21 protein-coding genes and 1 pseudogene are annotated in these 24,010 nt (G+C 73.0%); 10 read left to right on the forward strand and 12 right to left on the reverse strand.

Features of this window, described 5'->3' with window-relative positions; genetic code table 11:
* Together J2S46_RS06640 and J2S46_RS06645 are read left to right on the forward strand one after the other, a co-directional pair.
* Window positions 1-918 (forward strand): carbohydrate ABC transporter permease, encoded by a 918-nt coding sequence (locus J2S46_RS06640; protein ID WP_191294078.1) that lies wholly within the window; start codon window positions 1-3, stop codon window positions 916-918.
* 72 nt (window positions 919-990) lie between these two features.
* A complete protein-coding gene (locus J2S46_RS06645; RefSeq protein ID WP_191294077.1) occupies window positions 991-2,466 on the forward strand; it encodes a glycoside hydrolase family 32 protein in 1,476 nt (491 codons plus the stop codon).
* 198 nt (window positions 2,467-2,664) lie between these two features.
* On the opposite strand, the gene J2S46_RS06650 is transcribed toward J2S46_RS06645, so the two are convergent.
* The 6 genes and pseudogenes from J2S46_RS06650 to J2S46_RS06675 form a co-directional block, all read right to left on the reverse strand.
* Complete coding sequence (locus J2S46_RS06650) at window positions 2,665-3,675, reverse strand: LacI family DNA-binding transcriptional regulator (protein ID WP_191294076.1); 1,011 nt, start codon at window positions 3,673-3,675, stop codon at window positions 2,665-2,667.
* A gap of 196 nt (window positions 3,676-3,871) precedes the next feature.
* Window positions 3,872-6,748, reverse strand: a complete 2,877-nt coding sequence (locus J2S46_RS06655) for a LamG-like jellyroll fold domain-containing protein (protein ID WP_191294075.1) — start codon at window positions 6,746-6,748, stop codon at window positions 3,872-3,874.
* 438 nt (window positions 6,749-7,186) lie between these two features.
* Window positions 7,187-7,515: pseudogene (locus J2S46_RS06660) on the reverse strand (site-specific DNA-methyltransferase); the annotation flags it as partial.
* 361 nt (window positions 7,516-7,876) lie between these two features.
* Window positions 7,877-8,689 carry an aminotransferase class IV gene (locus J2S46_RS06665; RefSeq protein WP_191294074.1) on the reverse strand — a complete coding sequence of 271 codons (813 nt, stop codon included), beginning with the start codon at window positions 8,687-8,689 and terminating at the stop codon, window positions 7,877-7,879.
* Window positions 8,690-8,814: 125 nt separating this feature from the next.
* Window positions 8,815-9,447 (reverse strand): MBL fold metallo-hydrolase, encoded by a 633-nt coding sequence (locus tag J2S46_RS06670; RefSeq protein ID WP_191294073.1) that lies wholly within the window; start codon window positions 9,445-9,447, stop codon window positions 8,815-8,817.
* Window positions 9,444-10,529: an S-(hydroxymethyl)mycothiol dehydrogenase gene (locus J2S46_RS06675; protein ID WP_190211076.1), complete on the reverse strand. Its 1,086-nt coding sequence runs from the start codon at window positions 10,527-10,529 to the stop codon at window positions 9,444-9,446. Before J2S46_RS06675 ends, J2S46_RS06670 begins: the two co-directional genes overlap by 4 nt.
* Window positions 10,530-10,972: 443 nt before the next feature.
* Between J2S46_RS06675 and J2S46_RS06680 the strand changes: the two genes are divergently transcribed.
* Together J2S46_RS06680 and J2S46_RS06685 are read left to right on the forward strand one after the other, a co-directional pair.
* A complete protein-coding gene (locus tag J2S46_RS06680; RefSeq protein ID WP_191294072.1) occupies window positions 10,973-12,181 on the forward strand; it encodes a cytochrome P450 in 1,209 nt (402 codons plus the stop codon).
* Complete coding sequence (locus tag J2S46_RS06685; protein WP_268255738.1) at window positions 12,178-12,480, forward strand: ferredoxin; 303 nt, start codon at window positions 12,178-12,180, stop codon at window positions 12,478-12,480. Before J2S46_RS06680 ends, J2S46_RS06685 begins: the two co-directional genes overlap by 4 nt.
* 165 nt (window positions 12,481-12,645) lie before the next feature.
* Here the strand turns inward: J2S46_RS06685 and J2S46_RS06690 are convergent, their stop codons facing one another.
* Window positions 12,646-13,941, reverse strand: a complete 1,296-nt coding sequence (locus tag J2S46_RS06690; protein WP_268255737.1) for a hypothetical protein — start codon at window positions 13,939-13,941, stop codon at window positions 12,646-12,648.
* A 250-nt stretch (window positions 13,942-14,191) separates the two neighbouring features.
* Here J2S46_RS06690 and J2S46_RS06695 point away from each other — a divergent pair, with 250 nt between their 5' ends.
* Window positions 14,192-14,713, forward strand: a complete 522-nt coding sequence (locus J2S46_RS06695) for an AAA family ATPase (protein WP_191294071.1) — start codon at window positions 14,192-14,194, stop codon at window positions 14,711-14,713.
* Between the two features lie 107 nt (window positions 14,714-14,820).
* Here the strand turns inward: J2S46_RS06695 and J2S46_RS06700 are convergent, their stop codons facing one another.
* A complete protein-coding gene (locus J2S46_RS06700; RefSeq protein WP_191294070.1) occupies window positions 14,821-15,240 on the reverse strand; it encodes a MarR family winged helix-turn-helix transcriptional regulator in 420 nt (139 codons plus the stop codon).
* A 61-nt stretch (window positions 15,241-15,301) separates the two neighbouring features.
* Between J2S46_RS06700 and J2S46_RS06705 the strand changes: the two genes are divergently transcribed.
* Window positions 15,302-16,102, forward strand: a complete 801-nt coding sequence (locus J2S46_RS06705; RefSeq protein ID WP_191294069.1) for an alpha/beta fold hydrolase — start codon at window positions 15,302-15,304, stop codon at window positions 16,100-16,102.
* Between the two features lie 64 nt (window positions 16,103-16,166).
* On the opposite strand, the gene J2S46_RS06710 is transcribed toward J2S46_RS06705, so the two are convergent.
* The 4 genes from J2S46_RS06710 to J2S46_RS06725 all read right to left on the reverse strand — a co-directional run bounded on the left by J2S46_RS06710 (window position 16,167) and on the right by J2S46_RS06725 (window position 20,207).
* Entirely contained in the window at window positions 16,167-16,862 is a 696-nt protein-coding gene (locus J2S46_RS06710) for an alpha/beta fold hydrolase (RefSeq protein WP_191294068.1), read from the reverse strand.
* Window positions 16,863-17,104: 242 nt separating this feature from the next.
* Entirely contained in the window at window positions 17,105-17,947 is an 843-nt protein-coding gene (locus J2S46_RS06715) for an ATP-grasp domain-containing protein (RefSeq protein WP_191294067.1), read from the reverse strand.
* Between the two features lie 40 nt (window positions 17,948-17,987).
* Window positions 17,988-19,214: an aminoglycoside phosphotransferase family protein gene (locus tag J2S46_RS06720; RefSeq protein ID WP_191294066.1), complete on the reverse strand. Its 1,227-nt coding sequence runs from the start codon at window positions 19,212-19,214 to the stop codon at window positions 17,988-17,990.
* A gap of 123 nt (window positions 19,215-19,337) precedes the next feature.
* Window positions 19,338-20,207: a PhzF family phenazine biosynthesis protein gene (locus J2S46_RS06725; protein ID WP_191294065.1), complete on the reverse strand. Its 870-nt coding sequence runs from the start codon at window positions 20,205-20,207 to the stop codon at window positions 19,338-19,340.
* A gap of 166 nt (window positions 20,208-20,373) precedes the next feature.
* Here J2S46_RS06725 and J2S46_RS06730 point away from each other — a divergent pair, with 166 nt between their 5' ends.
* From J2S46_RS06730 to J2S46_RS06745, 4 genes are all read left to right on the forward strand, one after another.
* A complete protein-coding gene (locus J2S46_RS06730) occupies window positions 20,374-20,868 on the forward strand; it encodes a MarR family winged helix-turn-helix transcriptional regulator (protein WP_191294064.1) in 495 nt (164 codons plus the stop codon).
* A gap of 302 nt (window positions 20,869-21,170) precedes the next feature.
* Complete coding sequence (locus tag J2S46_RS06735) at window positions 21,171-21,974, forward strand: MBL fold metallo-hydrolase (protein WP_191294063.1); 804 nt, start codon at window positions 21,171-21,173, stop codon at window positions 21,972-21,974.
* Window positions 21,965-22,411, forward strand: a complete 447-nt coding sequence (locus J2S46_RS06740) for a nuclear transport factor 2 family protein (protein ID WP_191294062.1) — start codon at window positions 21,965-21,967, stop codon at window positions 22,409-22,411. The genes J2S46_RS06735 and J2S46_RS06740 overlap by 10 nt, the downstream gene beginning before the upstream one ends.
* 167 nt (window positions 22,412-22,578) lie before the next feature.
* Entirely contained in the window at window positions 22,579-23,811 is a 1,233-nt protein-coding gene (locus J2S46_RS06745; RefSeq protein ID WP_191294061.1) for an NAD(P)/FAD-dependent oxidoreductase, read from the forward strand.
* Window positions 23,812-24,010: the final 199 nt, after the last annotated feature.

Raw genomic sequence — 24,010 nt, forward strand, 5'->3', positions numbered from 1 at the left:
ATGGCCACCACGCCGTCCCCCCACCCCGCGCCCGCACCCAGCCGCCCCCGGCGGACGCTGCGCCGGCTGCCGGGCCACCTGTTGCGCAGCGTGCTGGCGCTCGCCTTCGCCTTCCCCATCGTCTTCATGCTGATCTCGTCGTTCAAACCGGACCAGCAGATCTTCGCGGACCTCGGAAGCATCCGGGCGTTCCTGCCCGTCGGGGACCTGTCGCTGAACAACTACACCGCGGTCTTCGACCGTGTGCCGGCTGCGCGCTTCCTCATCAACTCGATCGTGATCTCCGCAGTCACCGTCGTGCTGGGCATCGTGGTGAACAGCCTCGCGGCCTTCGCGCTGTCCAGGATGCGCTGGCCCGGACGCAAGGCCCTGCTGATGCTCATCATCGCCACCCTGATCGTGCCGTTCGAGACTTTCGCGCTCCCCCTGGTGTGGTGGGTGAACAAGCTGCCCTGGCTGGAGCTGCACGGCTTCCAGCTGGCGCTCACCGAGGGCTGGCTCGACACCTACCGCGTGCAGATCCTGCCGTTCGTCGCCAACGCCTTCTCCATCTTCCTCTTCCACCAGTACTTCCAGAGCATCCCCAAGGAACTCGACGAAGCGGCACGGATCGACGGCGCGAGCTGGTTCGGCATCTACCGGCGGATCATCATGCCGCTGTCCGGCCCGGCCGTCGCCACCGTCGCCATCCTGACCTTCCTGCCCATGTGGAACTCCTACCTGTGGCCCCTCATGGTCGTCCAGGACGAGAACCTGCGCCCCGTCATGGTCGGCATCCAGTACTTCTTCCAGCTGAACGTCTCCTGGGGCCAGATCATGGCGTACTCCTCCCTGATCACCGTTCCGGTGCTCGCGCTGTTCCTGGCCTTCCAGCGGTCCTTCATCAACAGCATCGCCTCCAGCGGCGTGAAGGGCTGACCCACCGCCACCACCGTCCGCACGTCGCGCCGAGAGGCCCACCGGCGCCGCCCGCCTCTACGAAGGACACCCTTGTCCACCTCGCCTGCCGACCACCATCTCCCCTCCGTCCACGTGAGGCCGCCCAAGAACTGGATCAACGATCCCAACGGCCTGGCCTTCCACGACGGCCACTACCACGTCTTCTTCCAGCACAACCCGCACGCCCCCACCCACACAGGCGTCCACTGGGGGCACTACCGCAGCACCGACCTCGTCACCTGGGAGCAGCTTCCGATCGCCCTGACCCCGACAGCGGGCGGCTACGACGCGGACGGCTGCTACTCCGGCAACGCCGTCTCCGACGGAACGCGCATGGTCGCCTTCTACTCCGCGCACCGGCAGGACCGCTGGTGGCAGCCGGTCACCTCCGCGGAGTCCCACGACGGCGGGCTCACCTGGGACAAGCGGCCCGAGCTGCTGATACCGACGCCTCCGGACGCCACCACCATGTACCGGGACCCCTACGTCTGGCGCGAGGACGGCCAGTGGCGGATGCTTGTCGGCGCCAGCCTCGCGGGCGACCGGGGCGCAGCGCTCCTCTACGAGTCGGACGACCTCGAACAGTGGCACTACCGCGGTCCGTTCCTTGCCGCGGATGACGGCCACGCCCCGGGAACGGGCGGCTGGACCGGCTGGGAGTGCCCCCAGTACGCCGCTTACGACGGGCGGGGCGCCCTCGTGGTCAGCCTCTGGGACGCAGTCGACGGGCCGCGCAGCGTGCGGGTGTACGTGGGCACCGAGAACGCCGGCGTGTTCACCCCCACCGCGCACCAGCCGCTCGACCACGGACCCGACTTCTACGCGCCTGCCCTGCTGCGGGCGCCCGACGGCCGCTGGCTGCTGTGGGGCTGGTCGTGGGAGGCGCGCGATGCCGCGTGGAGCGACGAGGCCGGGTGGGCCGGCACCCTGACCCTGCCGCGCGAACTCGTCGTCACCCGGGACGGCAGGGTTCATCAGCAGCCGGCCCGGGAGATCCTGCAGCACCGCGGTCGCCGCACCGTGCACGTCCCCGGGCAGTTGGCCGGGCCGCAGGCCCTGGACCTCGGCGAGGTCGGCTCCGCCTTCGATCTGACCGCACGCCTGCGACCCGATGCGCAGGAACCCGGCGGCCTGCGCCTGGTGACCGCCCGCGACGGCTCGGAGTACCTCGACATCACGCTCGACCCCGTCGCCGGGGAGCTGGTCGTGGACCGCGACCACGCCTCCCGGGACCCGCGGGCGCTCCCGGGGCAGTACCGGCTGCCGCTGGGGCCCGAGAGCGCCGGCGACGGTGCCGTCGACCTGCGGATCATCATGGACGGTTCCATCGTGGAGATCTTCCTGGCCACCGGTGAAGCCCTGACCCTGCGCTGCTACCCGACCGGCGCCCCGCCTTGGCGGCTCCAGACGCTCGGCCAGGCGCACGTCACCGTGGACGCCTGGGACCTCACCTCCGGCAGCCGGAAGGACTGGCCCGAGCAGTCCGCGGCCCTGGCCGGCGCCTCACCCACTGGTCCCGTCGGCTGAACAGCGCAGTGCGCGCCGGTGCTCCCCTGCCTGCTGGCAGGGGAGCACCGTGTTTTCCGGCGGCGGTCGGCGCGGGCCGATAGCCCGGCCGGCTCGGCGACCGACGCCCGGTCCCGGCCCTTCCCGCCATCCGCCCGGCCCGCCGACACCGGTGGGCAGGCCCCGTAGGACGGGGGCCGGCCCACCGGTGTCGGTGTGTCACCCGCGGGGTGCGGCGACCGAGCCCCTGTCCCGCAGGGGCATCGGGATCCGGTGGACCGTGTTGCCGAGTGCCTCTGCACCGAGCACGAGTTCCATCGCCGTGCGGCCCATGTCGTAGTGGGGCAGCGCAAGCGTCGTCAGCGCGGGACGCAGCCACGACGCGATGTCCTGGTCGTCGAACGAGACGACCGAGATGTCGCCGGGGACCGTGAGGCCGGCCTCGGCGATGGCCTGGTAGGCGCCGAAGGAGAGCCGGTCGGTGGAGCACACGAGTGCCCGCGGCCGCCGGCCGGCGTCCAGCAGGGCCCGGGTCTGGCGGTACCCGTCCTCGGCGTTCCACTCGCATTCCACGACCCCGTCGAGGACGACCCGTTCCTCCCTGAGCACTTCCTGGAGCCCGCGCATGCGCTCGTTGCCGGCGAAGATCCCCTCGGGGGTGGCGGGAATCGCCTGGTGGCCGCCGATGGCCCAGATTCCGTTGCGGTGTCCCGCTGCCGTCAGCAGACGCCCGGCCGCGCGGCCGGCCTCGATCTCGTCGGGAATCACCGAAGGAGCGTCGAACCCGGGGGCCAGGCAGTTGAGCAGGACGACCCGCTGACCGTGCAGGTCCTTCGGCGGCGTGATGTACCGGGTGTACATGGAGGCCAGGATCACGGCGTCGACCTGGCGGTCCACGAGGGCGTTCACCAGAGCGCTCTCCGTGCTGGCCGATCCCTCGCTCTCGACGATGAACAGCAGGTAGTCGTGGGACCGGGCCACTTCCAGCGCCCCGCGGATCACATCGCCTGCGAAGGGGGTCGTGGTGATGGCGTCGGAGACGAAGCCGATCGTCCGGGTGATCCTGGTGCGCAGGCTCCGCGCGGTGACGTTCGGCCGGTAGCCGAGCGTCTTGGCGGCCTCCTTGACCCTGGCCTGGGCCGCCTCGGAGATCCGCATGTCGGTACGGCCGGACAGCACGAAGGACGCGGTGGTCTGCGAGACTCCCGCGCTGCGAGCGACGTCGCTCATGGTCACTCTTCGTCCGGTCAATCTTCACCTCGGTGTGATGGCCCTCCGGCGGCCCGCGTGAGAGCGACGATGCGGAGGGACGGCTGCTTCTGTCAAGCCGGCGCGGCAGGCGTCCGCCGGCGGGCGGCAAGACTGCTGAGCGGCGCCGCACGGTGGGTCCGTGCGGCGCCGCTCACCTGGCCGGCCGGTCAGTCGGTCAGTCGGTCATGCTGTTCATCTTCCACACCGTCATGGACTGGACGACCGAGCCGTCCCCCCAGAGCTGCAGCCCGAGGGAGTCGTTGCGGACGTCATAGGCCCGGGTGGTGACCGACTTGTACGAGTTCGCGTACGCCTCGACCATCGAGCGGTCGACGAAGACGTCCAGGGTCACCTGACCGCCGTCGAGGACGAGCGGCCCGCTCTGCACTCCGAGGTTGCTGTCCACGTTGGAGTTGCTGCCTGTCTTGGTGCGGTCGACGCCGAACGTGCCGCCGTTCGCGGTGTCGTAGAAGAACCTGGTGTGCTCCTCGTCGCCGGGGCTGCGCAGGACGTCGAGCCCGAACCGCTGTGCCGTGCCGGGCTTGAGGGTGAGGTGGACCTGCAGCATGTCTCCCTTGATGCCTGCCAGTTGCTGGTTCACCGCGGCGATGCCCATCGGGCCGGTCACGTCCAGGAGCGGCGCGCCGGCGTGCAGGTTCGCCGTCTCGGCAACCGGCCGGATGCCGAGGTCACCGTCGGGGCGCATGGTCAGCTCGACCGGCAGTCCTGCGTTGTGCGCCCATCCCGCGTCGTAGTGGGCCTGCTCGGTGCGACGGTCCTGGGCGATGCTGAAGAGCAGCGACCTGCCGTTGCTGTCCACCATGCCGCTGGGACCGGTGAAGTGCTCGCCGTAGTCGAACATCCGCGGCACCGTGCTGTCAGGCGTCCACGTGCGGGTCGCCGCGTCCCAGGTCCCCACCCAGTAGAGGGTGTTCTTGCTGCTGTAGGGGCTCGGACCACTGAACGCGGGGTTCACGATCAGGGCGTTGCGCTGCCTGCCCTGGGCGTCCTTGCCGATCGGCAGGAAGGTGGGCAGCTCCCACACCTGGCCCGACTTCGGGTAGGCGCCGACGTCTCCCGTCTGCAGCGGGCCGACGTACGTCCAGTTCACCAGGTCGGTGGAGGTGTACAGCAGGGCCGTGCCGCCGACGTCGGCGCCTCCTGTGGTCTGGACACCGGAGCCCACCAGCTCGAACCAGGTGTTGCCCTCCTTCCAGACCGTGGGGTCGCGGAACTCTCCGACGCGGACCTTGCGGCCGGTGCCGACGTTGGCGTTGGGGTCCTGCTGCGTCACGAGCTGGGGATCCATGGCCCAGTGCACGAGGTCGGGGTCGGTGGGGTCGACCGGCCGCGCGGTGCCGACCGCCTGGTTGGGGCGCTGCGAGTCGTTGCCGGCGGTGATGAACAGCACCGGGTTGCCGTCCTTGTCGACCGTGGAGCCGCCGGACCACACACCGTCCGGAGCCACACTGTCGGCGGTCGGCGCCAGGGCCACCGGCAGGTCACGCCAGTGCACGAGGTCCGTGCTCACCGCGTGGCCCCAGCTGATGTTGTGCCAGTAGGGGCCGTGCACGTTGTTCTGGTAGAAGAGGTGGTAATGCCCCTTGATGAAGATCGGGGCGTGCGGTTCGTTCATCCAGTGGTTCGGCGCGGTGAAGTGGTAGCCGGGACGGTACTTGTCACCGTCGTAGCGCGAGCGGTCCTGCGTCATGTGCGCGGCAGGGATCACCCCATGGGCGAACGTCGACAGTACGGTGCCGTGGCCGGTCGTCACCTCGGCAGCGTCGAGCGGCCGGTTGTAGAGCTTCACCTCGTCGATGAGGCCGCTGAACATGTTCACCGCGAACGTGCCGTTGATGATCTCCGGCTGGTTGTGGCGCCCGATCAGGAGCGGCACCGGTGCGGGGTGCAGGGTCACGCCCGTGGGGATGGCGCTCTGCGCCACCTGGGTGCCGTTGAGGTACAGGCGCATGTTGCCGTGCGCCGGGTCGAACGTGGCGACCAGGTGCGCCCAGTCTCCGGCGGTGAGTGCGGCGGACTTCGGGGCGGTGACCTCCCGCCAGGCGTCTCCGGTGCCGACGCCGAAGGTCCACACTCCGTGGCGTCCGACGCCCAGGGAGAAGCCGAGGTGCGCGCCGGCGTCCTGCTGGTTGACGATCGCCGAGACCTTGCCGCCATCACCCCACTCGAAGGCCTGCGGGGCTACCCAGGTGTCGATGGTCAGACCGTCGGGCGTCAGGGGTACGGACGAGGCGCTGCGGGTGACCCAGGTGGAGTAGCCGTCGAACTTCAGGGCGCCGGACAGGTCGCCGTCGCCGGCGGCGGTGGGCTGCCACAGGGGGTCACTGTTCGGCTTGTACACCGCGTGGTTGAACACGTAGCTGATCGGATCGGCCTGGTGGCTGATCCCTTCGACCGTGCTGGTCCCCTGGTGCTCGGCGAAGTTCCAGTAGGCGACGGGAGCGGTGCTGGGGGCGCCGGGCGGCTGGTCGAGTCCGGTGCGGACGTCGTCGAGGTTGATGTGACCCCAGCCGCCGGTGGCCTGGTCCACGACCTTGATCCGCAGCTGCTGCCCGACGCGGTCGCGGGCGTCCCACGTCACACGGCGGTACGCCTCGTCGTTGGTGCCGGTGGCCTTCTGCACCACCGTCCCGTCGGCAGCGACCAGTGCCACGTACAGGTTGTTCAGGTCCTGGCCGCCGGACACCAGCAGGCTCACCATGCCCGTGCCCGACAGCGTGAAGGCGTCGGAGGTCAGAGTGCCGACCGCCGCGTCACCACCGCTCTTGAAGCCCCACAGGTGGTAGGTGCCCTGCTGGTTGAAGCAGCAGCCCCACCCCCAGCCGGCGTCGGAGGTGACCGCGCCCTGGAACGCGGTGCCCGAGGGCGTCCAGCCGTTCAGGTTGCCCGTCTCGAACCCCGGATTGACGAGGTCGGTGGTGGCGGCGACTGCCTGATGGGTGGTCAGTGCCGAGCTCACCGGCAGACAGAACAGCAGTGTGAGCAGCAGGCGAAGGACGACGTGGCTCGGTGCGGCCGAGTGTCTACGCATGAGGTTCCCCCAGCGTTTCCAGCGTGCTAAATCGAATCTCCATGAGCGCAGATGCTGGCGGCGCCCGCCTTGCTAATACAAGTGTCATGACTGGACTATTTGCCGATTCGTTACCTAGAACGACGGGCCCCATGATTGGCTAATTCGATTTAGCACTCGTCGAGATTCCCAGGGGGAGAGCCATCAGGGAGGCGAGTGGTTGAGCATGAGGTGAGTGGTTGAGCACAACGGCTGCATCCAACGTGGGTGCCGACGCGGACGCGAGCGCTCCATGAGCGGTCACGGGTATGTGGGCCTCGTTGCAACCATTGCCGCAAGGGCCACGCCCCGGTCCGCTCCATCGGGACCGACAAGGCTCGCCCCCCACGAAGGGCGCGCCTCCCTCGCGCGTTGCCCGGCCCTGGACGGTGCTCGGTGGTGGACACCTTGGCCACGACCGAGCGCGTCGCTGGTGGTGGGCTCCTGCCGCCAGTCCGAGAAGGCCATCGCGACCGAATGCTCGGCGCTCACCCGGTACGCCTCCGTGAGAAGTTCGGTGAGCCAGGAGCGGTACGAGCGCTGATCTCGGTTCTCGCCCGGGAAGGCCTCAGGTCGTGGGCGGAGTTGGACGTCACGTACTTGGCGCGGGCGTCGCGGCTCGTGCGTTCGCAGTTGGTCCGCCCGCCGGAGTTGTACGGCGGGTCGGTGATGACCGCGTTGACGGACTCGTCGGGGAGGGACTTCAGGACGGTGAGGGCGTCGCCTCGGTGGAGGGTGAAGCTGCTCATGAGGCCTCTCTGGGACAGGATGGCCCAGCTCCGGGCAGCGCGCTGCAGCCGCCTCCGGCAGCGGGGATGCAGGGGAAGGTAACCGCGATCGGCAGCCGTACCCAACGGACGGCGAAGGAGCATCGCGGGCTGCTCGGAGGTGGTTTGGTGCGGCCGGACTTCGCGTCTACTGTCTCGCCGTGCCAACCAGGTAGCAGGCCGGATCGGCCAAGCCTGGCGCGTGCTGTCCCATGCTTGTCCCACCAGGGCGGGATCACGCGGCGCAGCACGCGATCCCTTCCCCTGTGTCCCCGAGGAGTGCACCGTGTTCCCAGCAGTGGCGGCAGCACCGGCCGGCCACTCCCCCGACCGGGCGCGCCCGTCAGATCTCGTCCCAGGGCGCCTCGCGGTGCAGCCGCCGCGCGGTCGCCAGCAGCGGTGCGTCCAGCGGCAGGTCGACGGTGTCGATCCGGCCGACCGCCGCGAAGCCGCGCGAGTTGGTGAGAAAGGCACCGTCGAACGAGGCCACGTCGCTGAGGAAGACCGGGCGCCGCTTGGACTCCACCCCGGCGGCGGCCAGTTCGCGTACCAGCACCTGCATCGCGATGCCCTGGAGCACGGGCGCGTCCGGCCAGACCACGGTGTCGCCCTCGACGAAACCGACGTTGGTGATCGCACCCTCGGCGATCACACCGCCCTGCCCCACCAACAGCGCCTCGTCGTAACCCTCGCCCGCCGCGACCTGGCGGTAGTAGGTCTGGGCGAAGCCCCCACTGTGTTTGACGTGCGCGACGGGCCGTTGATAGTCCACCGCGCGCAGGCTCATGACCTCGGCGGGAGCCTCGCCCGGCGGCCGGACGGAGACCAGCACCCGGACGGGCGCGCCCGGGGCGTCCTCGGGACGGAACACGTGGACGCGCACGGAGGCGTCCCGGCGTCCGGCGGCGCCGTCGGCGGCCGGGGCGAGCGCGTGCCGGACCAGTTCGCGGACCCGTTCCCCGTCCAGGGGCTCGCCGTAGAACTCCCGGGTGGCGGCGTCGAGTCGGGCCAGGTGGAAGTCGAGGCCGGGCGTACGGCCGCCGCGCACCTGCATCGCGGTGAAGTGCCCGTACCCGCCGAGGGCGAGGTACGCGAGGTCGTCCACGGTCGCGGCCAGGCCGTCGACCTCCAGCTTGAGCTGCGGAGCAACAGTCATGACTGCGAGCCTACTTGACGCCTCGGCGGGCCCACGGGACGGCCCTTGCGGTGGACCGGTGCCGAGCACCGGTCCACCGCAAGCGACTCCGCGGGACGCCGTCGGGCCGTGCGCCCCGGCCGGGCTCAGTGGCCGCGCGCGATCCAGTCGGCCAGGCTCGGTGCCTCCGCTCCGACCGAGGTGGAGTCGCCGTGGCCGGTGCGGACCACCGTCTCCGGCGGCAGGGTGAGCAGCCGTTCGCGGATCGAGTCGATGATGGTCGGGAAGTGCGAGAACGAGCGCCCGGTGGCGCCCGGTCCGCCGTGGAACAGGGTGTCGCCGGTGAAGACGGTGCCCAGCTCCGGTGCGTACAGGCAGACGGCGCCCGGAGCGTGGCCGGGTGTGTGCAGGACGGTCAGGGTGGTGCCGGCCACCTCGATCGCCTGGCCGTCGGCGAGTTCGCCGTCGGGGAGCCGCTCGGGGTGGGTGAGCTTCCACAGCGGCAGGTCGTCGGGGTGCAGCAGGACCGGCGCACCCGTACGGGCGGCCAGGGCCGGGGCCGCGTCGATGTGGTCGTTGTGGGCGTGGGTGCTGACGATGGCGACCAGCCGGCGGTCGCCGAGCGCGCCGGCGATGGCGTCGGCGTCGTGGGCGGCGTCGATCACCACCGCCTCGGTGTCGTCCCCGACGATCCAGACGTTGTTGTCCACCTCCCAGCTGCCGCCGTCCAGCTCGAAGGTGCCGGAGGTGACCAGGTGCTCGATCCGGGCGGCGCTCACAGGATCACCACCGAACGGAGCACGTCGCCGTGGTGCATGCGCTCGAAGGCCTGCTCCACCGCGTCGAGTTCGATGGTCTCGGTGACGAAGGCGTCCAGGTCCAGGCGCCCCTGCAGGTGGAGGTCGATCAGCAGCGGGAAGTCCCGCGAGGGAAGGCAGTCGCCGTACCAGGAGGACTTCAGCGCGCCGCCACGCCCGAAGACGTCCAGCAGGGGGAGTTCCAGCGTCATCTCCGGCGTGGGGACGCCCACCAGGACGACGGTGCCGGCCAGGTCGCGGGCGTAGAACGCCTGCTTGTAGGTCTCCGGACGGCCGACCGCCTCGACCACCACGTCGGCGCCGTTGCCGTCGGTCAGCTCGCGGATCGCCTCCACCGGGTCGGTGGTGCGGGAGTTCACGGTGTGGGTGGCGCCGAGCCGACGGGCCGTCTCCAGCTTGCGGTCGTCGATGTCCACCGCGATGATCTTCGCCGCACCGGCCAGCCGGGAGCCCATCACCGCGGCGCCGCCGACGCCGCCGCAGCCGATCACCGCGACCGAGTCGCCGCGGCCCACGCCACCGGTGTTGATCGCCGCGCCCAGGCCCGCCATCACCCCGCAGCCCAGCAGTCCGGCCACGGCCGGCGAGGCCGCCGGGTCGACCTTGGTGCACTGCCCGGCCGCGACCAGGGTCTTCTCGGCGAAGGCGCCGATGCCCAGGGCGGGCGACAGCTCGGTGCCGTCCAGCAGGGTCATCTTCTGCTTGGCGTTGTGGGTGGCGAAGCAGTACTGCGGCCGCCCGCGCCGACAGGACCGGCACTGCCCGCAGACCGCACGCCAGTTGAGCACCACGAAGTCGCCCGGGGCGACCTCGGTGACGCCCTCGCCCACCGACTCCACCACGCCGGCGGCCTCGTGGCCGAGCAGGAAGGGGAACTCGTCGTTGATGCCGCCCTCGCGGTAGTGCAGGTCGGTGTGGCACACCCCGCACGCCTGCACCTTGACCACCGCCTCGCCCGGCCCCGGGTCGGGCACGACGATCGTCGTCACCTCCACGGGCGCACCCTTGGCGCGCGCGATCACTGCCTTCACCTGCTGGGACATCCGGTTCCCACCTCCGTCGGCCGGCGCGGCACTGCGCCGGACTGCGAATTCCGCTTGCCCACGAAGCCTAGCCCCGGCCGGCGGCCGCCCCGCCGAGCGCGGCCGGTCGGCGGCCGCGGCGGGACCGAGGGACCGGGGACACCAGGGGCGCCGCCAGTCCGCGCGGCCGGCGAACTCGGCGGGATCCGCCCGTCGATGGCCGGATCTGCCGCTGTCCGGGGGCGGGCGACACACATACCGTCGTACGCAGCGACCGCCTCGTGCACCCCATCGCCGTACCCGGGTCACGGACCCCCCGAAACCCCCGCCCGGCGACGGTGCCCCACCCGTTCCCCCGCAGCCCCGGCACCGGAGCACCCCCGAACACCCGCCAGAGCCAGCAGACCTCGCAGACCTCGCCGACTTCGCAGACCGCACCCCGCGGTCGACCGCCAGGAGGATGGATGTCCGTCGAACAGCGCCCGGCCGAGTCCGCACCGCCGCTCGTCCCGCTGCACTGCCTGCGCCACGCCGAGCCAGGGCCGCCGCGCCTGGCCGCCCTGCCCACCGGGACCCCGGTCTGGCTGGTCAGCCGGCACGCCGACGTCCGCCAGGTGTTCACCGACCCCCGCCTGAACCGTGCCTCGCTGTACGCCCCCGACGCGCCGCCGGTGTCCGTGGTCCCCAACATCCTGGACGACCCGGACGGGCTGCTGAACCTCGACGGCGCCGAGCACCAGCGGCTGCGCCGGACCGTCCAGCGCGCCTTCACCCCGCGGGCCATCGCGCGGTGGCGGCCCTGGGTCGCCTCGGTGGTCGACGGCCTGCTGGACGAGCTGATCGACCAGGGCTCCCCCGCCGACATCGTCGCCGCGTACACCAGGCCGCTCCCGGTGGCCGTGATCAGCCGTCTGATGGGCCTGGACGGGCTGGACCTGAAGCGGCTCGGCCACTGGAGCGACCACGCGCTGTCCGCCACCGCCCACCCGGCCGAGGCGATCGCGGCCGCCATGGGCGAGTTCGCGCAGTTCGCCGCCGAGCTGATCGCCGAGCGGCGCGCCGCCCCCGGCGATGACCTGGTGAGCGGCCTGCTCGCCGCGGCACGGGAGAGCGGCGGGGTCGGCGAGCGGCAACTGGTGTCGCTGGTCGTCGGGCTGGTGGTGGCCGGCCACGAGACCACCATGACGACGCTCGGCAACGCCATGGTGTACCTGCTCGGCGACGGCCGGGCCGCCTGGCAGCGGCTCGCCGCCGACGAGGAGAGCGCGGCCGCGGCCACCGAGCAGCTGCTGCGCGCGATCCCGCTCGGGGACACCGAGGCGCTGCCGGGGCTGCTGCGCCGGGCCACCGAGGACGTGGAGATCGGCGGTGTGACCATTCCGGCCGGCGCCGTGGTGGCGGCCGACGCCGCCTCGGCCAACCACGACCCGGCGGTCTTCCCGCGCACCCTGGCCGAGGACCTGTTCGCGCCGCTCGGCTCCCCCAGTCTCACCTTCGGCGCCGGCCCGCACCACTGCCTGGGCGCCTGGCTGGCCAGGATGGAGCTGGAACTCGCCCTGCACCGGCTGGCCCGCCGGCTCCCGGGCCTGCGGGCGGCCGGCCCGCAGGAGGCGATCGTCTGGCGCGAGGGCCTGCTGACCCGCAGTCCGCTGGCTCTCCAGGTGGCCTGGTGACGGGCGGACCGGACGGCACCGGCGGTACGGGGTCGGACGGGACAGGCGGGGCGGCGGGCGCCAGCGGGACGGCCGGCGATGTCGTGGTGCGGGTCGACCGGGCCCGCTGCGTCGGCACCGGCCTCTGCGCGGCCACCGCGCCGGACGATCTCGCCCTCGGGGAGGACGGCCGGGCCCGGGCACGGCATCCGGTCAGCGCGCCCGGGGAGCAGCTGACCGAGGCCGCCGAGATGTGCCCGGTGGAGGCGATCACCGTCCGGTCCGCGCTGGACGGGCGGGTGATCGCCCCGGCGCTCTGAGCCACCGCCGGAACGGACGGGGGAACAGCACCGCGCCCGGCCCCGCCGTGATCGGCGGGGCCGGGCGCCGTCGGGAACCGGCCGTACTCGGGCGCCGGGCACGGCCGGTTCCGGGACCGGGGCCGGGGCCGGGACCGGCGGCCTCGGCCGGGTGCCGGTACCGGGTCAGGCGCGGGCGACCGCCAGCTCCTTGATGTCCTCGAAGCTGAGGCCCAGCTTGCTGTACGTCCGGACCTGCTGCTCGGTCAGCCCGCCGCCCTGGGTCAGCTCCTTGACCTGGGCGTCGGTCAGCGGCTCGGCCGGGCCGCCCAGGCCGCCCCGGCCGGCGCCGGAGATCTCACCGAACAGGCTGTCGAGGTCGGCCTTGGTGATCTCGGTGGCACCCGCAGGCGCCTGAACCGCCGGGGCGTCCTTGCCGAACGCGATCTTGATCGGCAGGCTGGTGCCCGGGGCGATCTCCTCGTCCAGCTGGGCCAGGTCGAAGGTGACGGAGGACAGCGACCCGTGGTCGAGGAGCACATCCATCGCCAGCTTGCGGTTCGGCACGTCGCTCGGGAGGGTCGTCGGCAGCTTGCCCAGGCTCGGGATCTCCTCGACCAGCGGCCGGAAGGCCTCCAGCAGGTCCTCGGCGAGCCTGCGGGACGGGACGCTGACCGTCACGCGGTCCTTGCCGTCCTGCTTGCCCTTGTCCTCGAAGGAGACGTCGCGGCTGAAGACGTCCTTCAGGGACTTGAGGAGGTTCTCCTGCGTCCCGGGGGACAGGGTGGGCGGCGCGGACGGCGTGGCACCGGCCTTGCCTCCGGCGGCGCCCCGGCCGCCGCGCAGCGACTTGCCGAAGTCCTGCAGCGTCCCGGCGTCCAGCGAGACCCACTTGCCGGCCAGCGCCCCGCGCACCGACGCGGGCAGGTCCGCCGTCATCTCCCGGACCTCGGACGGGTCCTCGCCGACCAGGGTGGCGAACCCGGCGAGGTCGGCCTGGGCGAACGTCCTGCCACCGACCTGACGGAGTTCCAGCAGCGACTTGCCGCCCTTGCCGGTGAGCGCGTACGAGAACGAGAGCGCCTTGTCCCCCAGCAGCGCGTCGGGGTCGGCGGGCTTGCCGTCCGCGCCCTTCGGCGACCGCAGGTCCTTGAGCGGCTTGTCCGCGCTCAAGGAGACGGCCAGGCTCACGGTGGACAGCGCGGCGGCGCTGTCGGCGCCGATCTTGTCGCCGGTGGCGGCGCCGAAGGCCTCGATCTGGGCCGCGGTGGCGTCCACCGAGAGCTTGGCCGAGAAGGACTTGCCGTCGCCCAGCTTCCTGAAGGCGTCGGAGACCTTCTGTGCGGCGGACAGCTGCTGGACGGTGCCGCAGGCGGCGAGCCCGGCGGCGAGGACGGTGCTGCAGGTGGCGGCGGCCAGGGTGGTGCGGACGGTCCTGCGTATCACGGTGTTGATGACATACTCCTGCTGCTGCGTCGTCAAGATGATGGAAGCGACTGGTCCGCTGCCTGCGTTCGGCAGGACACAGGCAAGCACAGGAGCCCTGGCCCGGGCATCCGATTTCCCGGGCGGCCTCCCCCGGGGCGACCACAAACTATCGCACCCGACCGACAGCCCCGGAACCCGCCGCCGGGCCGCCCGGGCGGCCCCCGGCGCCACCGGTCCTGCACCGTGCCCGTTCTGTGTGACGTGACCGGCCCGGCCTACGGTCCACGACGCTAAGGTCGGGCAGGTGATCGTATGGCTCAACGGCACCCATGGCGCAGGCAAGACGACGACGAGTCCACTCGTGCAGCGGTTGATCCCGGATTCACGGGTGTTCGACGCCGAGAAGGTCGGCGAGACACTCATGGACATCACGCCGGGGCTGCCCGAGACGGACAACTTCCAGCACTGGCCGCCGTGGCGGCAGCTCGTGGTCGAGACCGCCCGCCGCGTACTCGACTACACCGGCGGCATCCTGGTGGTGCCCATGACGGTCCTGGTCGAACAGTACTGGCGGGAGATCAGCGCGGGCTTCGCCCACCATGCCGTACCGGTACGTCACTTCGTCCTCCACGCCGACCAGGACACCCTCCGCGGGCGGATCTTGGGGGACGCTCTGACGGGCCCGTCCCCGTTCCGTCTGAAGTACCTCGACCCCTACGCCGAGGCGGCCCGCACCTGGCTGCTCGCGGAGGCCGAGGTCGTCGACACCACGCACCTCACGCCGGCCCAGGCCGCCCGGCAGATCGCGGAGGCCGTCAGGGGTTGAGGGCGGCCCGCCGCGGGAGGGGAGGAGCGGCAGACGACGAGGAAGGGCCTCGAAGGGCCTCCCCCTGCCGGGGAGCGCGAACGACCCGGTGGGGGAACCCGGCCCGACTATTCCGCTTCCTGCGTGTTGAGGCGCCGGAGCAGGTCGAGCAGGGTCGCGCGATCCGCTGCGGGCAGGGCGGAGAAGCAGGTGGCGAGAACCTCGTCGGCGATCTTGTCGGCGGCCGCCAGGGTCCGTTCTCCGGCTGCGGTGAGGTGGTGTTCGATGCGCCGACCGTGTCCCGGGCGCCGTTCGACCGCGCCCTGGGCCGTCAGACGGCCGACGAGCGCCCCGAAGGCCTGCTCGCTCTGGAACGTCGCGGCGGCCAGCTCGCGGGCCGACGCCCCGGGTGCGCGGCCGATCGCCCGGAGGGCGTCCCACTGGGCCAGCGTGGTGCCGACCGTCGCGAGCGCGCTGTCGAGCGCCCGGTGCTGCCGGTACTGCGCCTGCTTGACCGCCCTGCCGAGTTCTTGCAGCTCACCATTCATGGGCCCAGTCTACGACTCGACTAAGCTAGCTTATATAAAGATATTTAGTTACTCTGCAGGCATGCTTCCAGACCACACCTCAGCCGTGTACTCCGACCTGCCCCTCACCCTGTCCGAAGCCGGAGCAGGCCGGCCGGTCCTGATCCTGCACGGCGGCGGGGGCCCGGCCACGGTCGCCGGCCTCGCCGGGCACCTCTCCCGCAGCGCCCACACCATCACGCCCGTGCACCCCGGTTGGGACGGCACCCACCGCCCCGACTGGCTCACCGGCATCGACGGCCTCGCCCTCAGCTACCTCCGTCACCTGCACGACCGGGACCTGGACGACGTCCTGGTCGTCGGTTCCTCGCTGGGCGGCTGGATCGCCGCCGAGATGGCCGTACGCGACACCGCGGGAATCATCACCGGCCTCGTCCTGATCGACGCCGTCGGCGTGAACGTCGAAGCGGAACCGATCACCGACTTCTTCGCCCTCGACGCGCGTGGCGCGGCGGAACACTCCTGGCACGACCCCGACCGCTACTTCGTCGACCCTGCCGGTCTGCCCTCCGCCGAACTCGCCCGCCGACAGGCCAACATGGCCACCATGCGAACCCTCGCGGGCGACCCCTACATGCACGACCCGGAGCTCCTGGGCCGACTCGGACGCGTGCAGGTGCCGGCCCTGCTGCTCTGGGGGGAGAGCGACCGCATCGTCACCCCCGCCTACGGCGCGGCGTACGCGGACGCCTTCGCCGACGGCGCTCTCCAGGTCATCCCCGAGGCCGGCCACCTCCCGCAGATCGAACAGCCGGACGCCACCACCGCCCTGATCGACGTTCACCTGCGCCGGACGAGCACCCGTCACATCGGCGCCGAGTGACTGTCGGCCCGCGGCCACGCCCCCCGCGGGCACGCCCTCCGCGGCCACGCCCTCCCGGCCACCGTCAGAGGCTCAGCAGCAGATCCCGAACCACGGCCGGCCGGGAGAGGAACGGGTGGTGGCCGGCGTCGAGTTCGACGACGGCGCCGGCCCGGCGGGCGAACTCGCGCTGCAGGCGCGGCGGGGTGCCCCGGTCCTGGGTGCAGACGAGGTACGTCGAGGGCACCTGGTGCCAGGCGGCCGCCCCGACCGGCTGCCCGGTCACCCGCAGGCTCTGCGGGGCGAGGTGGTCCGCGGCCCGCACCTGGTCCTCGGGGTCGCAGTCCTGCAGAAACGTGTCCACGAGCAGTTCGGGGCGCACCCCGAAGGTACCGGCGTCGGGGTCGACGTCCAGGAACGCGGCCGGGCCGCCGTCCCCGAAGTCCGAGAGGCTCTGCCCGACCTCGGGCAGGTAGCTGGAGACCAGCACCAGGTGGCGTACCGACCCGATGCCTGCGGCGGCTTCCGCGGTGACGACGCCGCCGTAGCTGTGGGCGACCACGACGGTGGGCCCGGCGCCGTCCAGCAGCGCCTGCCGCACCGCCGCGACATCCTCGGCGAGCCCCGGACCGGCGGCGCCCGCGGGCAGGCCCGTCTCGCCGCAGCTCGGCAGCGCCGGGGCCGAGCTCGGCACCCCTCGCTGCCGCAGCAGCTCGGCGGTGCGGTGCCACCACCACGATCCGTCCCGCACGCACGCCCCGTGCACGAACACGACCCTCATCGCCACCTCCACCTCGGCCTCCCCCGCCTGCCACCCATGCTCGTCGAAGTCGCGGCGACACGCCCGCGCCGGGCGGAGGAGGACGGCCGTCCCGGGTGGCACCACGGCCACCACCTGATCGCCCGTCGGCCCGTCGGCCCGTCGGCCTTGCGGTGGCCCACGCCACCCCGTCGGGCACCTGTCCCTCCGGAAGGGCGAGTTGACGACCCTGCCGAGGCCGGCCGGTGGGGCGGCGAACCGGGTCAGCCGGCCCGCAGCAGCGCCTCCACCGACCTCCGGAAGGCCTGCGCGAAGGCCTCGCGGGTGTCCGCGTCGACGAGGTCGAGCGAGAGGTACGGGTTGAGGTCCTCCAGCTCGACCAGGAGCAGCCCGCCGTCCTCCGTCCGGCAGGCGTCGACGCGCTGGATGCCGAAGGGCAGGGTGTTCCAGTCGATGAACCGGCCGGCGAAGGCGAGGTCCTCCTCGGTGGCCGCCCAGGGCTCCAGCTCCCAGCGGCGCGCCGGGTCCGGGGCGTACAGGGCGTACAGGAACTCACGGTCCACGTAGTAGAAGGACACCTCGTGGCGCAGGGCTATGTACGGCTGGACGAGGCAGCCCGCCAGCGGGTCGGCGGCGAGCCCGGCGGCGTCCACCACGCGCAGGCCGAGCGAGTCGGCGCCGAGGCGGGGCTTGACCACGTACCGGTCGGCGGCCGGGAGTGCGGCCAGGGCTGCGGCGGGGCCGAGGTCACCGTCGGCGGTGGGGATCACGGGGTGGCCGGCCCGGCTGAGGTCCAGCAGGTACTGCTTGCCGGCCATGTCGCCGCGGCCCGTCAGCGGGTTGTGGACCCGGACGCCCGCGGCGAGCGCGGCCCGCCGGAAGGCCTCGTACTCCTCCTGGTAGTGCAGCACCGGGCCGCTGTTGCGGATCACCACCGCGTCGAAGCGCCCCATCAGGACGCGGGCGTCCACCGGGTGGCAGAGCGCGAGGTCGAAGTACTCGCGCAGGCGGGCGGTGAGGCGGATGTCCTCGTCCCCGTAGCTGCGGCCGTTGGCCGGGTAGGCGGGGTCGGAGACGTACAGCAGGGACGGCCGGGCGGACGGCATTGGTGGTGCCTCTCGATCGCGGTGGTGCGGGTTCCGGGGCTCAGCCGCAGGCCAGCGCCGCGCGGATCTCGGAGGCCGGATCGCCTTCATGGTAGGGGCGCTCGGTGGTCTCGATGTTGTCCAGGAACTCCTGGTAGCGGACCGCGTACAACAGGTGCGCGAGGGGCTCGGCCAGGGTGAGGGCGCGGACCGGGTCCGAGCCGGGGGCGTGGGCGGCCCAGGCGCGCGCCCAGACGTCCGCCACCTGCGTCCAGCGCTCCTCGGAGACGAAGGCGCGCGGGCGCAGCCCGTCCAGGGCGGGGTGGCCGTAGCAGCTGTCGGCGAAGTCGAGGACGACGGTGTGCCGGCCGTCGGAGCGCCAGTTGCCGGGGTGGAAGTCGCCGTGCACGAGGGTGTCGGGCAGGCCGCAGGAGTCCAGTTCGGCGATCAGTGCGGGCAGCCGGTCGAGCAGGTGCCGGGCGGCGGTGAGCTCAGCCGGTGCGAGGTCGCGGGCGGCCTCGCCGTCCAGGACCCGGCGCAGCCGGGCCGGGAGGTGGCCGAGGGTGCGGTCGGGCAGGCCGGCCGCGGCGGCGGCGCCGCTGCGGGCGAGCGCGGCCTGGGCGGCGACCAGGCGCGGCACGACGTCCGCGACGGTCTCGGCCGAGGGGCCCCAGCAGTCCTCGCCGGGTACTTCGGCGAGCAGCAGGCGGCGGCGGTCCCGGTCGGCGGCGATCACCTCGGGGACGAGGCCGGGGTCGACGGCGTGCAGCAGTCGGACGACGCTCGCCTCGCAGGCGTTGAAGGCGGGGTTGGTGGTCTTCAGCCAGGCGGCGCCGTTCCCGGTGGGCAGCCGGAACAGCCCGGAGAGGTTCCAGGTGCGGATCTGTTCGGCCGGCCCGGCGGGCCGGCGGCCGGTGGCCCGCAGGGCCTGGTCGGCCCAGGCGAGGCCGGCCCGCAGTCCTTCGGCGGTGGCCCAGTCGGCCCGGCCGGCGGCGGGGCCGAGCAGCGCCACGTCGTCCTCGTCGGCGGCCCCGGGGAGGCCGCGGACCGGTCGCTCCAGGGCCTCCGCGTGGTAGGTGGTGTGCCCGCCCCGGCCGCCCTCGCCGCCGGTGACGCCGACCAGGCGCAGTACGGCGACGGGCGCGCCGAGGTGCTCCTCCAGCCGGGCGACGGTGCTGCCGACCATCGGCCAGCGGACGCCGTCGACCTCGAACGGTCCGAGCCGCCCGAGCTGTTCCCCTCGGTGGGTGAGGTGGACGGTGACCGTTCGACCGTTCGTCTGTTCCATCCGGGCAGGCTGCCGCACGGCGTGACCGGGCGCCACCGATTAATCGCCGGCACCCGGCGTGCCCCCGCCCGGGCCCGTTCACCCGGGGCCGGAGCGCCGGGCGGGCCGGGGCCGGAGCGCCGGTCAGGCCGGGATGACGACCGCCGTGCCGGAGACCCGGACCCGGTCGTCGCTCTCGTGCAGCGCCACCCGCAGGACGCCGGGTCGGCCGAGGTCCTCACCCTGGTGGAGGGTCAGCTCAGCGGGGGCGGTGACGGCCCCGATCTCGCGAAGGTAGGCGCCGAAGGCGGCGGCGGCCGCGCCGGTGGCCGGGTCCTCCACCACGCCGCCGACCGGGAACGGGTCGCGGACGTGGAAGGTGCGGGCGTCCTCGCGCCAGACCAGTTGCAACGTGATCAGGTCGCGGGCGGTCATCCAGGTGGCGAGCCCGTCGAAGTCGTAGTCGAGGTCGGCGAGCCGGGCCCGGCTCGCGGCGGCCAGCACCAGGTGCCGGGCGCCGGCGTAGGCGATGCGCGGCGGCAGTTCCGGGTCGAGGTCGGCGGCGGCCCAGCCGAGCAGGGCCAGCGCCTGCTCCACCTCCGCCGCGGTGACCGGCTCGGTGTGCGGCCCGACGCTGGTCAGGGTGGCGCGCAGCAGGCCGGCCCCGTCCCGGTCGACCTCGACCGGGACCTCGCCCGCGCCGGTGTGGAAGGTGAAGCGCCCCGGCCCGGCCTGTTCGGCCACCGCGACGGCGGCCGCGACGGTGGCGTGGCCGCAGAACGGAACCTCCATCAGGGGGCTGAAGTACCGCACGGTGTGGTGGCCGGGGGCCGCGCCCGGGGTGAGGAAGGCCGTCTCGGAGTAGCCGAGGGCGGCGGCCATCCCCAGCATCGCCCCGGCGTCCAGCTCGGCGGCGTCCAGGACGACCCCGGCGGGGTTGCCGCCGGCCGGGTCGGCGGCGAAGGCCGCGTAGCGCAGGATCTCGGGGGTACGGGGTGCGGAGTCGCTGGTCATGCCCGGTCGAACGTGACGCGCCCGTGCGGTGTTCCCGGCCGGGGGCGCGTCGGCGCGGGCTGCCGCGCGCCCTGCCCGGGGTGCGCCGGGCGGGGCGGCGGATGCGCGATGCTGTGCTCTCGGTGGCGCGGTGACGCGGCGGTGGTTGCGGGGCGAGGAGGGTGTGGTGGCAGGCGGCAGGGAGATCTCGACGGCGGCGCAGGCCGCGGGCGACGACAGGGTGCTGGCCTTCGGGCACCTGCTGGGGGCGGCCGGGCGGCTGGAGCACGTCCTGGGCCGGGCGGTGGAGGCGGAGTGCGGGGTCGGCCACTCGGTGTTCGAGGTGCTCCTGGTGCTCGGACGGGCCGGTGCGCCGGGGCTGCCGATGCGGGAGATCGGCCGGGAGCGGGTGCTGACCACGGGCGGGGTGACCCGGCTGGTGGACCGGATGGAGGCGGCCGGGCTGGTGCGTCGCGCCCAGCACCCGGAGGACCGGCGGGTGCAGTTGGTGCGGCTGACCGCGCTGGGCGAGGAGACCTGTGTCCGGGCGGCCCGGGTGCACGCCGAGAACGTCCAGCGGCTCTTCCTCGACCGGTTGCCGGCCGAGCGGCGGGAGCGGTTCGTGAGTGATCTGCGGATGCTCAGCCTGAGCGCCGGTGAGGCCCTGCCCCGGCTGCACTGAGCGCCGGGGGCCGCCGGGGAGCCGCCATGGACTGCCGTGGCCCGCGCCGACCGTGACCGACCGCGCCGCGCCGGACGGGCTCCGGGGTCCGCTCCGCCGGGCTGCCCTGTTCGGCGCAGCCGTGGGTGCGGACGGACCCCGGACGGCGGAAGCTGGCCTCAGAGTGCTCGACGGCAGCAATGCCTGCCCAGTCAGTTACTGCAAGGTCAGGAGAAATGCCCCGGCGTGCGGGCGCGGCTTCCCGCCCCCGCCACTGCCGTCCGGGCCGGCTGAGGCACCCCGGCACCCGAGGAAGGACCCTCATGAGCACCCTCGACTTCCAGGTCGTCGACAGCCCCGACAGCTCGCTCAACAAGACCGCCGTCCTGGTGACCGGGCTGCACGAGGCGATGCTGGTCGACGCCGGCTTCACCCGCTCCGACGGCCGCCGCCTGGTCGAGGCCGTCCGCGCCAGCGGCAAGCGGCTGACGACCGTCTTCGTCAGCCACGGCGACCCGGACTTCTACTTCGGCGCCGAGGAGATCCAGGACGCCTTCCCCACCGCCCGGTTCCTCGCCCCGCACCTGGTGGTCGAACACATCACGGAGACCTACCCGGGCAAGCTCCAGGCCTGGGCGCACCTCGGCGACGAACTCCCCTCCCGGCTGGTGCTGCCGGAGATCCTCACCACCGACGAGATCGACTTCGCCGGCCACCGCTTCGAGCTGCGCGGCGCCGACTTCCACCTGCCGGACCGGCACTACCTCTGGCAGCACCAGCACCGCGCGATGCTCGGCGGCGTACTGCTCTTCCAGGGCCTGCACGTCTGGACGGCCGACACCCCGACCGCCGAGCAGCGCGCCGCCTGGATCGACATGCTCGACGGCATGGAGGCGCTCGGGCCGGAGTTCGTGGTGGCGGGCCACCGCACCGCCGGCGCGCCCACCGACACCAGCGCCATCCGGTACACCCGTGACTACCTGCGCACCTTCGAGACCGAGGTGGGAAAGTCGCCGGACGCCGCCGCCGCCCGGGCCGAGCTGGAGCGCCTCTACCCGGACGCGGGGATGCCGCTGGCCGTCGACCTCGGCACCAAGGTCGCCAAGGGCGAGACGACGTGGGGCTGACCGTGACCGGTACACCGCCGCCCTCCGCCGCCCCCGCCGACGTGGTGCGCCGGCAGTACCTGGCCTCCGCCCGCGGCGACCTGGAAGCCCTGCGGGCCACCCTCGCCGACGACGTGGAGTGGACCGAGATGGCCGGGTTCCCGCTGGCCGGGACGTACCGGACCCCGGCCGGCGTGACCGCCGCGGTGATGGAGCGGCTGGCCGCCGACTGGGAGGACTGGACCGCCCACGACGACACGTACGTGGTGGACGGCGAGAACGTGGTCGTGCTGGCCCGCTACACCGCCCGCCACCGAACCACCGGCAAGGCACTGGCCGTCCGGGTGGCGCACCACTTCGTCGTCCGCGGCGGCCTGATCGTGCGCTTCGAGCAGTTCGTCGACACCGCGCTGGTCCGCGACGCGATGACCGGCTCCGCCCTCGCCCCGACCCGCTGAGCCGGCCGCGCCCCCGCACGCCCTCGCCCTCCTGGCCGCCCTCCCCCCGTCCGCCGTCACCCGAACAGGGGAGCCGCTCGCGCCGCGTGCCCTATGGTCTCGACTCGCCCCCGCCTCCCGGGCAGGCTGTCAGGGCACGGCGCCGGCCCATCGACGAGGAGCTGACCATGAGCACAGGCACGGACCAGGCAATGGTGATCGTGGGCGCGAGCCTCGCCGGGGCGAAGGCCGCCGAGGCGCTGCGCGAGGCCGGGCACGACGGGCCGGTCGTGCTGATCGGCGAGGAGCACGAGCGCCCGTACGAGCGGCCGCCGCTGTCCAAGGGGTACCTGCTCGGCAGCACCGGGCGGGAGAAGATCTACGTCCACCCGCCCCAGTGGTACGCCGACCACGACGTCACCCTGCGGCTCGGCACCGCCGTCACCGCCGTCGACCGCGCCGCGCACACCGTGACCCTGGCCGACGACGGCCGGATCGGCTACCGCAAGCTGCTGCTCACCACCGGCTCCTCCCCGCGCCGGCTGCCCGTCCCCGGCGCCGACCTGCCCGGCGTGCACTACCTGCGCCGGGTCGAGGACAGTGAGCGGCTCAAGGAGGCGCTGCGCCCCGGGGCCCGGATCGTGGTCATCGGCGCCGGCTGGATCGGCCTGGAGACCGCCGCCGCGGCCATCGCCGCCGGCGCCGAGGTGACGGTGCTGGAGAGCGCCGAACTGCCGCTGCTGCGGGTGCTCGGCCGGGAGGTCGCCGAGGTCTTCGCCGGCCTGCACCGCGACCACGGCGTGGACCTGCGCTTCGGCGTCCAGGTCGAGGCCCTGACCGGCGGCACCGAGGCCGTGACGGGCGTACGTCTGGGCGACGGCACCACGGTGGCGGCCGACGCCGTGATCGTCGGGATCGGCATCACCCCCAACACCGCGCTGGCCGAGGCCGCCGGGCTGGAGATCGACAACGGCGTGCGGACGGACCAGTGGCTGCGCACCTCCGACCCGGACGTCCACGCCGCCGGGGACGTCGCCAACGCCTTCCACCCGCTGCTCGGCAGGCACATCAGGGTCGAGCACTGGGCCAACGCCCTCAACCAGCCGCAGACCGCCGCCCGCGCGATGCTCGGCCGGGACACCGCCTACGACCGGGTGCCCTACTTCTTCTCCGACCAGTACGACCTGGGGATGGAGTACACCGGGTACGTCGAGCCCGACGGATACGACCGGGTGGTGTTCCGGGGCGACGTGCCCGGCCGGGAGTTCATCGCCTTCTGGCTCTCCGGCGGCCGGGTGCTGGCCGGGATGAACGTCAACGTCTGGGACGTCACCGACCCGATCCGGGAGCTGGTCCGCTCCGGCCGCACCGTCGACCCGGCCGCCCTGGCCGACCCCGCCCGGCCGCTGACGGAACTCTGAGCGGGCGGCCGGGCCGAGGGGCCACCGGCACGGCGGACGCTGTCGGTACACCCGTGTTTCCGGCCGCCGATGCCAGGGGGTGGCGGCAGGACGGCACAGCGAGGGCCTCCGGCGGCACGGCCTGACGGCGCGACCACCCCTGACCTCCGACCACTACGAGGGGCGCTACCTACCAATCCCGTACGTGTGGAGCAAGATG

Source organism: Kitasatospora herbaricolor (genome assembly GCF_030813695.1).
Classification (GTDB): domain Bacteria; phylum Actinomycetota; class Actinomycetes; order Streptomycetales; family Streptomycetaceae; genus Kitasatospora; species Kitasatospora herbaricolor.

Excerpts from the sequence above, each read along its gene's own strand:
- J2S46_RS06705 (WP_191294069.1), top strand. The coding sequence starts at position 15,302 with ATGCTTCCAGACCACACCTCAGCCGTGTACTCCGACCTGCCCCTCACC.
- J2S46_RS06675 (WP_190211076.1), bottom strand. The coding sequence starts at position 10,529 with ATGTCCCAGCAGGTGAAGGCAGTGATCGCGCGCGCCAAGGGTGCGCCC.
- J2S46_RS06735 (WP_191294063.1), top strand. The coding sequence starts at position 21,171 with ATGAGCACCCTCGACTTCCAGGTCGTCGACAGCCCCGACAGCTCGCTC.
- J2S46_RS06725 (WP_191294065.1), bottom strand. The coding sequence starts at position 20,207 with ATGACCAGCGACTCCGCACCCCGTACCCCCGAGATCCTGCGCTACGCG.
- J2S46_RS06665 (WP_191294074.1), bottom strand. The coding sequence starts at position 8,689 with ATGACTGTTGCTCCGCAGCTCAAGCTGGAGGTCGACGGCCTGGCCGCG.
- J2S46_RS06720 (WP_191294066.1), bottom strand. The coding sequence starts at position 19,214 with ATGGAACAGACGAACGGTCGAACGGTCACCGTCCACCTCACCCACCGA.
- J2S46_RS06655 (WP_191294075.1), bottom strand. The coding sequence starts at position 6,748 with ATGCGTAGACACTCGGCCGCACCGAGCCACGTCGTCCTTCGCCTGCTG.
- J2S46_RS06640 (WP_191294078.1), top strand. The coding sequence starts at position 1 with ATGGCCACCACGCCGTCCCCCCACCCCGCGCCCGCACCCAGCCGCCCC.
- J2S46_RS06680 (WP_191294072.1), top strand. The coding sequence starts at position 10,973 with ATGTCCGTCGAACAGCGCCCGGCCGAGTCCGCACCGCCGCTCGTCCCG.
- J2S46_RS06700 (WP_191294070.1), bottom strand. The coding sequence starts at position 15,240 with ATGAATGGTGAGCTGCAAGAACTCGGCAGGGCGGTCAAGCAGGCGCAG.
- J2S46_RS06745 (WP_191294061.1), top strand. The coding sequence starts at position 22,579 with ATGAGCACAGGCACGGACCAGGCAATGGTGATCGTGGGCGCGAGCCTC.
- J2S46_RS06650 (WP_191294076.1), bottom strand. The coding sequence starts at position 3,675 with ATGAGCGACGTCGCTCGCAGCGCGGGAGTCTCGCAGACCACCGCGTCC.
- J2S46_RS06715 (WP_191294067.1), bottom strand. The coding sequence starts at position 17,947 with ATGCCGTCCGCCCGGCCGTCCCTGCTGTACGTCTCCGACCCCGCCTAC.
- J2S46_RS06710 (WP_191294068.1), bottom strand. The coding sequence starts at position 16,862 with ATGAGGGTCGTGTTCGTGCACGGGGCGTGCGTGCGGGACGGATCGTGG.